Annotated in this window: 9 protein-coding genes; 7 read left to right on the top strand and 2 right to left on the bottom strand. The window is 35.4% G+C overall.

Annotated elements, in window-relative coordinates; translation table 11 throughout:
• Positions 1 to 275: 275 nt before the first annotated feature.
• On the bottom strand, positions 276 to 1,454 hold the full coding sequence (locus EXE09_RS18215) for a PQQ-dependent sugar dehydrogenase (protein WP_130118204.1): 1,179 nt from the start codon (positions 1,452 to 1,454) through the stop codon (positions 276 to 278).
• Positions 1,455 to 1,603: 149 nt separating this feature from the next.
• Between EXE09_RS18215 and EXE09_RS18210 the strand changes: the two genes are divergently transcribed.
• From EXE09_RS18210 to EXE09_RS18190, 5 genes are read left to right on the top strand one after another with little or no spacing between them, the layout of a single operon-like run.
• Positions 1,604 to 1,879, top strand: coding sequence for a hypothetical protein (locus EXE09_RS18210; protein ID WP_130118203.1), 276 nt, complete (start codon positions 1,604 to 1,606; stop codon positions 1,877 to 1,879).
• On the top strand, positions 1,876 to 2,196 hold the full coding sequence (locus tag EXE09_RS18205) for a low molecular weight protein tyrosine phosphatase family protein (RefSeq protein ID WP_130118202.1): 321 nt from the start codon (positions 1,876 to 1,878) through the stop codon (positions 2,194 to 2,196). The genes EXE09_RS18210 and EXE09_RS18205 overlap by 4 nt, the downstream gene beginning before the upstream one ends.
• A gap of 52 nt (positions 2,197 to 2,248) precedes the next feature.
• Complete coding sequence (locus EXE09_RS18200; protein ID WP_130118201.1) at positions 2,249 to 3,466, top strand: TPM domain-containing protein; 1,218 nt, start codon at positions 2,249 to 2,251, stop codon at positions 3,464 to 3,466.
• On the top strand, positions 3,466 to 4,653 hold the full coding sequence (locus tag EXE09_RS19125) for a TPM domain-containing protein (RefSeq protein WP_228257235.1): 1,188 nt from the start codon (positions 3,466 to 3,468) through the stop codon (positions 4,651 to 4,653). The genes EXE09_RS18200 and EXE09_RS19125 overlap by 1 nt, the downstream gene beginning before the upstream one ends.
• Complete coding sequence (locus tag EXE09_RS18190; RefSeq protein WP_130118200.1) at positions 4,653 to 5,927, top strand: TPM domain-containing protein; 1,275 nt, start codon at positions 4,653 to 4,655, stop codon at positions 5,925 to 5,927. The genes EXE09_RS19125 and EXE09_RS18190 overlap by 1 nt, the downstream gene beginning before the upstream one ends.
• A gap of 31 nt (positions 5,928 to 5,958) precedes the next feature.
• Here the strand turns inward: EXE09_RS18190 and EXE09_RS18185 are convergent, their stop codons facing one another.
• Positions 5,959 to 6,204, bottom strand: a complete 246-nt coding sequence (locus tag EXE09_RS18185; RefSeq protein WP_130112571.1) for a hypothetical protein — start codon at positions 6,202 to 6,204, stop codon at positions 5,959 to 5,961.
• A 258-nt stretch (positions 6,205 to 6,462) separates the two neighbouring features.
• Between EXE09_RS18185 and EXE09_RS18180 the strand changes: the two genes are divergently transcribed.
• Both EXE09_RS18180 and EXE09_RS18175 read left to right on the top strand, forming a co-directional pair.
• A complete protein-coding gene (locus tag EXE09_RS18180) occupies positions 6,463 to 7,281 on the top strand; it encodes an MBL fold metallo-hydrolase (protein ID WP_130118199.1) in 819 nt (272 codons plus the stop codon).
• Positions 7,274 to 7,855, top strand: a complete 582-nt coding sequence (locus tag EXE09_RS18175) for a dual specificity protein phosphatase family protein (protein WP_130118198.1) — start codon at positions 7,274 to 7,276, stop codon at positions 7,853 to 7,855. Before EXE09_RS18180 ends, EXE09_RS18175 begins: the two co-directional genes overlap by 8 nt.
• The last annotated feature ends 308 nt before the right edge of the window (positions 7,856 to 8,163 follow it).

Below are 8,163 nucleotides of genomic sequence, written 5' to 3'. Positions count from 1 at the left end.
CATTTCAAGTGCTATCGAAATAGAATCGGAGACAATAAGCTTATATCAACGTATGAATAATGATAGTAATTTAAAAAAGCTATTTTTAAAATTTAATGAAGCATATGATATTTGTATTTTACAAATTTTAGCTAAAGAAAATGAAATTACTCAAGATGATTTTGATGATTTGTAAAACTACTGATTTAAAATTCTAACTACTACAAAATATATTGAAAAATGTAATAGATAAAACAATCACCACTGAAAGCCAAGGTTTAAAAACTTTGGCCGTTCTACTCTCTCCGCCTCACATAATAAACAATACCTGCTCGATCATCCGAAAAATAAAAGGAGTTTTCATCAATCCGATAAATATCAGCAGGTCGTCCATTCACCTTTTTGCCCACTAAAAACCCATCCATAAAAGTCTCAAGTTTTTGACCTTTACGCATAATCGCAATTTTATAACCATGACCAACTTTTTCATCCGTTGAGCCATGTAAAGCCACTAAAAATGAATTTTTAATTGCGTCATCCGTATTTGGATGATCAAAATAATCAAAACCTAAAGCAGAAGAATGTGACGGGAAATAAGCATAAGGTGATGGTACATTTTTACAGCCTGATACACGTTTAAACTTAGGATCTGCAAAATTTTTTCCATTGGATGAATAACACGATGGCCAACCATAATCAGCATCTCGCTTAAGCGCATAAAAAGTTTCATCAGGCTTACTTTTACCTAAATGATCTGCACCTTGATTGGTCGCAAATAAGAATTTACCAACCCATTTCAAACCTACCGCATTACGTAAACCTTGCGCATAAATTCGTTGTTCTGAACCATCAGAATTCATTTCCAAAACACTTGCGCGAACTTTTTCTTTTTCAGTACAAGCATTACAGCTTGAACCGACGGAAACATAAATTTTCCCATTTCCACCCACAGCAATGGTACGTGTGAGATGCCATCCGCCATACTTATAACTCAGACCATAATCAGGGAAAGTCGCTAAAACTTCGGCTTTCACCGTTGGTTTTATCTCACCTTGGGTAAATTTTCGTCGAGTCAATTGATGTGTTTCAGCGAGATATAACCAATCTTGCCCAGTGGTATCAGTATAAAACTGCACAGAATTTGGATTTTTCAGCCCTGTCATATAAGGAATAATTTTGCCAAATTTTCCTGTTTCAGCATTCAAGTCATCCAAAATATAAATCGTGCCTTTTTGATTATCACTCAAATCATGCATATCGGTGACAAATATTCTGCCATCAGGTGCTTTGGCGAAAAATCGAACTCGTTTTAGCCCTTCCGCAGCAGGAATAATGTCGAAGTTTGAAGGCAAATTTAAAGCAAATTGTTTGCCATTTTTTAATTTGATTGGATGTGGGACAAGTTTTGGCTGTTCAGCAAAAACTATCGCTGAACAAAATAAGCTTATGAATAAAATTGACAGTATTCTTATCATTTTTGCCCCACTCGACTTCATCATTTTTAAACTGTTTTATGAAAGTAGCTTACTTTTTAGATTGATACCAACTTAATTCTGTCTATATAATACCCCATCATGTGTTATCGCGGCTGCTGAAACCCGATCAACTCATGAGTTTTAAAATAATGGATACTTATAATTCCCTTTTAGATCAAACTGAAACCCAACAACAAAACACTCAACGTAACCGTGCATGGCGACGTAGAACCAACTATTTACACCGTGGACGTGATTGCCGACATACGGCAACACTTTGGAAGCCTGAGAAGAACTTTAAACTTATGGCAGGACGTCCATTTAAACTCAAAAGAGCGATGCATTTAGGTTTTGAATATCCGCGTATTTCACCTCAACAACGTCGACTAAACGCCCAACAAGACTTTTGGAATAATCCTGATTGAATTATCTCTTTATTTGTAGCCGAAACCAATGGCGTAGTCCTACTGCAGAACGAGTCTTTGCAGTAGGCTATGGCATTTCTACTCGTTCCGCAGGCACGAGCAAACATGCAAAACATACCATTTCTAGTAAAGACATTGCTTGGGCAGATTTAATTTTTGTGATGGAACAAAAGCACAAGCAGAATATCAAAGAAAAATTTCCTCAGTTACTGCAACGCAAAAAAGTGATCGTACTCGACATTCCAGATGATTATCACTATATGGATGAAGCACTTGTTGAACTACTACATGAGGTGATGCAACCTTATTTAAGTTAGAATACAATCAATAAAATTGCGCAAAAAAAATTAAAAAATTAGGCTACACAAGATGCTGTTAAAAGATTACAAAAAATTATTCATTCTTTTCATACTATTGGCATTCAGTGTCATCAGTCATGCCCTGTCACCTGAGCTTTTAAAACAACTTAAAAAAGAAAATATAGTCGATACCACACTGACGCTTTCGGACAATCAAATTGCTAAATTGAAAAGTCAAAATAAGCAACTCTACCAAGAGAAGAAAATTGATCTTAAAATTCTTATGATACCTTCTACAAATGACTTGTCTATTGAACAGTATGCAAATGAAGTTTTTAATACAATTAAAATTGGTAATCAGAAGCTCGATAATGGTCTACTTTTAGTTGTTGCGAAAAATGACCATAAAATGCGTTTAGAAGGTGATTTTCCAGATATTCAAGCAGGACGAATGATCCGTAATACCCTTGCACCAAATTTTAAAAATAATGATTATTATCAAGGTTTTTACCAGGTACAGCAGGCTCTTTTAAAACTCGATATTTTATTTAGCAACACCCTAGATAAGCAAAAAAATATACTGACGACTTTCAATTTTTATGTGCAATTATTTTTATCCATTTTACTCTGTATTCCATTATATTGGCTGTATACAAGAGCAACTGTGAATTGGGGAACCAGTGCAGGATTCGGTATCTTTACAGCATGTTTAGTTTTTGAGATATTTATACATATATTTATTTTTTCTTATTTGCAGACACCCAAAATTGCTTTTTTTATTTGCTCACTCATTCCACTTTATGCACCTTTATTAGTACTTATATTCTTACCCAAAAATCAAAATCATAAATTGCTCAAATCTATTTTATATAGTTTACCTCTACAGATTTTTTCAATATTGGGATTGGGGATCTTTTACTATGTAGACTTTTTCCCAAAAGCTGCACTCGTTTTACTTCAATGTTTAGCCATCATTTTTATCTTAATTTTTTTACGCTATCTACAATTTTTATACCGCTTTCATCATCATACTGAAAATGCTTACCTCACTTCATTTTATAATCAATATCTAAAAGAAAAAGAACGTCAACAAGCGATTGATGAAGAATTTAAACGAACCAATGTAGCAAATCATTCAAACGATTCTTCCTCAAGTAGCTCATCATCTAGTAGCAATAGTTCAAGTAGTAGCAATAGTTCAAGTAACTCAAGTAGTAGTTCATCATCAAGCAATGATCGAGATTCAGGCGGAAGTTCTGGCGGTGGCGGAGCATCAGGGAGTTGGTAATGAACAAGTTTATCTATACATTAATTCTTCTTTGTATCACAACACTCAGTCATGCCCTATCGCCTGAGCTTTTACAACAACTTAAAAAAGAAAATGTTGTCGATACCACACAGACGCTTTCTGACAATCAAATTGCTGAAATAAAAAGTCAAAATGAGTATTTATATCAAGAAAAGAAAATTGATTTAAAAATCCTCATGGTGCCATCCACAGAAGGTGCTTCAATTGAACAATATGCTGAGAAAGTCTTTAATACGATTAAAATTGGAAATAAAAAACTCAATAATGGCCTGCTTTTAGTCATCGCCAAAAATGATCGTAAAGTGCGTTTTGAAGTGGGTTATGGTTTAGAAGGTGAGGTTACAGATATTCAAGCAGGACGAATCATTCGCCATATACTTGCACCAAATTTTAAAAATAATGATTACTATTATGGAATAATTGCCGCACAACAAAGCATTTCTAAGTTAAGTGAAGGCTTTGTAATTACCGATAATGGTGGATATAGAGACAATCAACTAGAGCATGCGATCTTTATTTTCAAGACAAGTGTTAAATTATTATTTGGTATTTTGATCGTTTGGCTGTGGTTTTACGCCTTCAATAATACTGCTGGGAGTCGTGATGCTCGACAAGGGCTCGCATTTTTTGTCACCCTGTTTTTCAGTCTTTTTTGGACTATTTTTTTAAATGTAATTTTTGATCTTGGTTTTTGGTCTTTCGTAGGCTTCAGTACCTTATCTGCAATCTGTAGCGTAATTCTCTTTTCAAAATACCATCAGCATCCTCACTTTAATCGCATTGTATTGATTTCATTAACTGTTTTATTTTCGATTACATTAACTTATTTGATATTCTGCTATTTATTCAAATCACAAAAAGGAGCTGTCTCAGAAGATTTTTCAAATATTTTATCTTTTGCACTTTCCTTTGTTCCAACTATTTTGATGGTCGTTGTTGGAATGTTTATCAGTAATAAATTATTTTCAAATAAGAAAGAAGATCCCAAACGACTTCCAGACCCATTTCCAAACACTTCTCCGAGTTCCAATACAACAGATCGTTCTTCATCGAATCGCTCATCATCTAGCAATAGTTCAAGTCATTCTTCGAGCAGTTCATCATCAAGCAATGACCGCGATTCAGGCGGGAGTTCTGGCGGTGGCGGAGCATCAGGGAGTTGGTAATGAATAAGTTTATCTATGCTTTTATTCTTCTTTGTGTCACAACACTCAGTCATGCCCTGCCACCTGAGCTTTTACAGCGACTAAAAAACGAGAATATCGTTGATACAACGTCGACGTTGGATCAAGCACAGATTGAAAAACTTAAACAAAATAATGAGACTATTTTCAAACAAGAAAATATTGATCTGAAAATTTTGATGATTCCCTCTTTAGCGGGTGAGTCGATTGAACACACTGCCTTACAAATCTTCGATACCATTAAAATTGGCAATAAAAAACAAGACAATGGGGTATTACTGCTCATCGCAAAAAATGATCGAAAAATGCGGATTGAAGTCGGTTATGGCTTAGAAGGCAAAATTACTGATATCCAATCTGGACGAATTATCCGCAATACACTCGCGCCGAATTTTAAAAATAATGATTACTATACAGGGATTGCACTTGCACAAAATCAAATAGGTCAAATACCAGACCTAGATATGTCACTTCCTCAAACTGTAGAAAATCTACAACAAAATCAAAATGAAGAATTAGATGTTTCATCTGAAAGCCATTATGTCTATGTAAGCTCAAACACTGAAAATCCAGATACGATTTATTTAGATCAACCATCAAAACATTTCATGAATTACTTCATCGTACTGCTGTGGAATGTCATGGTCAGTGCGATCATCGTGATTTATTTTGCACCGATTTACCAAACACTCAAACAACGCAATATCAAAATACAAGGCATGTCTTTGTTTATGATCATTTTTATGCCCATTCATCATTTATTTAGTTGGATCGTGACTGGCTTAAATTTCTTCTTACTTTTCGGTTTGTATGCACTTGTGCTTTGGCTAGTTGCTAAGTTCAACCAACACTGGGGTATTTATCAGCATTTCAAATCTCGCTCTTTTTCTAAAAAAGGGGCATTAAAATACGCCAGTTTCTTTATCGTGATTCCACTCGGATTATCTTTCTTTCTACCCAATACATTTATTCCAGTGGCTTTATTTTTCTCGTTTTGTCCTTTCTTACTATTTTTTCTATGGGCAATTATTGCCATAATCGCAAAACCTTATAAAGCGTATTATCCACCTGAATACCAAGAATGGTTTAAAGATGCTCCACCGAGCTCAAGCAATTCTTCATCATCTTCTAGCAGTTCATCCTCTAGCTCTAGCTCATCGAGTAGTAGCTCTTCGTCTAGTTCAAGCTCGTCTTCGAGTAGTAGTCGAAGCTCAGGTGGCGGTTCTGGTGGTGGCGGTGCATCAGGCGGTTGGTAAATAAATAGGATTCAATAGGTTTTAATACAACTCAAAACCCATGAAAAAGTTTATTCATATCCTTACAGACATAATCTTTAAAATGGTAAGCACGCGCATGTTTGGCATCAAACTTTGCCGTTAAATCGCCCTTTTGAAAAACATAAACACGATCATCTTTACTCACGAGGAACTCAGCACCCAATTTCATCAATAAGGCATCAATTTTATCTTGATCTGCAATACTGTCATCGGCTGCAACTTTGTCATAATTACGTTTAATGCTTTTGATAAACATACTATTGCTCGTACTGTGGGTTGAATAAATTAGAGGGTGCGATTTAAGCAGAAATACGAAGAAAAACCTATATTTTGCATGCTTATTTTATGATTTTCATCCGCTAAAGCGATGACAAGTACCAAATCAAAGGATGATCACTTAACTTGATTGAATTTTCAAATACTTAACAATTACATAAGCACATCATTTTTAAATTGGTATTTAGCTCAATTCAGTTTATAAACGATACAACAATCCTAAAAATAAACTTAGATTATGATTTACAACGTACATCATTTACATTGTGGAACCATGTGCCCTGTCTGTGCGCCTTTGTATGGACAAAAAGGCTTTTATGGGAAAATGGTCTGTCATTGCCTGCTGATCGAAACAGATAAAGGACTGGTTTTGGTCGATACTGGTTTTGGTATGCAAGATTATTTGCATCCACAAGCACGTTTAGGCAAACTTTTTTCAAAAGTGAGCGCCATTCAATCTGACTTTAATCTCACGGCAATTTCACAAATTCAAAAACTAGGCTTTAAGCCATCCGATGTTAAACATATTTTGGTTAGCCATTTAGATCTTGATCATGCAGGTGGAATTTCAGATTTTCCACAAGCCACTATTCACATTTTATCCAGTGAATATAATGCCGCGCAAAAAATATCGGTCATGAATAAGTTACGTTATCGACCACAACAATTTAAAAATCACCGCTATTGGAATTTTCTAGAACCTCGAAATGGTGAAGCTTGGTTTAACTTTCACAAGGTACAAGGCTTTAATATTTTCAATGATGAAATTTTACTGATTCCCCTGTTAGGTCACACCGCGGGACATTGTGGTATTGCCATTAAACAACCCACGGGATGGTTATTTTTCTGTGGCGATGCGTATTACAGTCATTTAGAACTTGACCGTAAGAATAAGTTACCGCTTTTAGATAAACTTGAATTTGCCTTTGCTGAAAATAATTCGCTACGTTTAAAGACATTGTCTGAAATTCAAAACCTTGCACAAACAGAACCTCAAATCGACATCATTTGCGCACACGATCCTACTGACCTAGACCGATATATTCAAAATGCTTAATTCATTATTACGCTACACCATCATATTATCAGCCAGTGTACAACTCACAGCATGTATCACGACCTCTGCACTTCCTGACCATGAACGTCCACAGCAATGGGGAACACTGGTTAATCAGCAACATAATTTTTATCGCATCAGTGACACCGTATTTCGGAGTGAACAACCCAATGCCGAGATTATTCCTGAGCTGAAAAAGCATGATATTGATGTGGTGATTAATTTAAGAAGTCGCGATAAAGATAAAACCGTTCTTTCACAGCAAAATTTTCAATTGGTACATGTGCCCATTCATACTTGGGCACTAGATCGTAATGATCTGCTGTCGGTGATGAAAACCATCAAAACTGCGAAAAGTAAAAACCAGAAAGTCTTAATTCATTGCTATCACGGTTCTGATCGTACAGGTGCAAGTGTGGCGATGTATCGGATTATTTTTGAAAATTGGTCAACGCAGGATGCTCTGAATGAAATGAAACATGGGGGGTATGGCTTCCACCCAATTTGGATCAATATTGAAAAGCAATTTAGCACTGAAAATATTCAATGGATTCGCCAACAACTCGCAATCTAAGACTCAAATACAAAAAAGCCTCTTTCAGAAAAAGAGGCTTTTTTATTAGACAGTCAATTAACTTAGAAAATAATAGACCTCTTGCGTAAGTCAGAAAATACTTAAATTTTAAATTTAGAACATATTCAAAAGAATAACAGGAGTTCCTTCTCCCTTTGGGATGAGGAGGTAACTCCGCAAGAGGATGAGGGGATTTTAAATAAACAACCTCTCCCTCTTGCGAAACGATGTTTCTCATCCTAAAAGGAGAGGGAACATTCAATATTGATTCAAACCTCACCAAAAATAACTTTCACAATAAGTCTAAT

Origin of the sequence: Acinetobacter sp. WCHAc060025 (assembly GCF_004209355.1) — a bacterium.
Classification (GTDB): domain Bacteria; phylum Pseudomonadota; class Gammaproteobacteria; order Pseudomonadales; family Moraxellaceae; genus Acinetobacter; species Acinetobacter wuhouensis.
The sequence above is the reverse complement of the archived record's forward strand: the minus strand, read 5'-3'. Positions and strand labels throughout refer to the sequence as shown.

Bases quoted from the DNA above. Each gene is read 5' to 3' on its own strand.
- EXE09_RS18215 (WP_130118204.1), bottom strand. From the start codon at position 1,454: ATGATAAGAATACTGTCAATTTTATTCATAAGCTTATTTTGTTCAGCG.
- EXE09_RS18210 (WP_130118203.1), top strand. From the start codon at position 1,604: ATGGATACTTATAATTCCCTTTTAGATCAAACTGAAACCCAACAACAA.
- EXE09_RS18200 (WP_130118201.1), top strand. From the start codon at position 2,249: ATGCTGTTAAAAGATTACAAAAAATTATTCATTCTTTTCATACTATTG.
- EXE09_RS19125 (WP_228257235.1), top strand. From the start codon at position 3,466: ATGAACAAGTTTATCTATACATTAATTCTTCTTTGTATCACAACACTC.
- EXE09_RS18190 (WP_130118200.1), top strand. From the start codon at position 4,653: ATGAATAAGTTTATCTATGCTTTTATTCTTCTTTGTGTCACAACACTC.
- EXE09_RS18185 (WP_130112571.1), bottom strand. From the start codon at position 6,204: ATGTTTATCAAAAGCATTAAACGTAATTATGACAAAGTTGCAGCCGAT.
- EXE09_RS18180 (WP_130118199.1), top strand. From the start codon at position 6,463: ATGATTTACAACGTACATCATTTACATTGTGGAACCATGTGCCCTGTC.
- EXE09_RS18175 (WP_130118198.1), top strand. From the start codon at position 7,274: ATGCTTAATTCATTATTACGCTACACCATCATATTATCAGCCAGTGTA.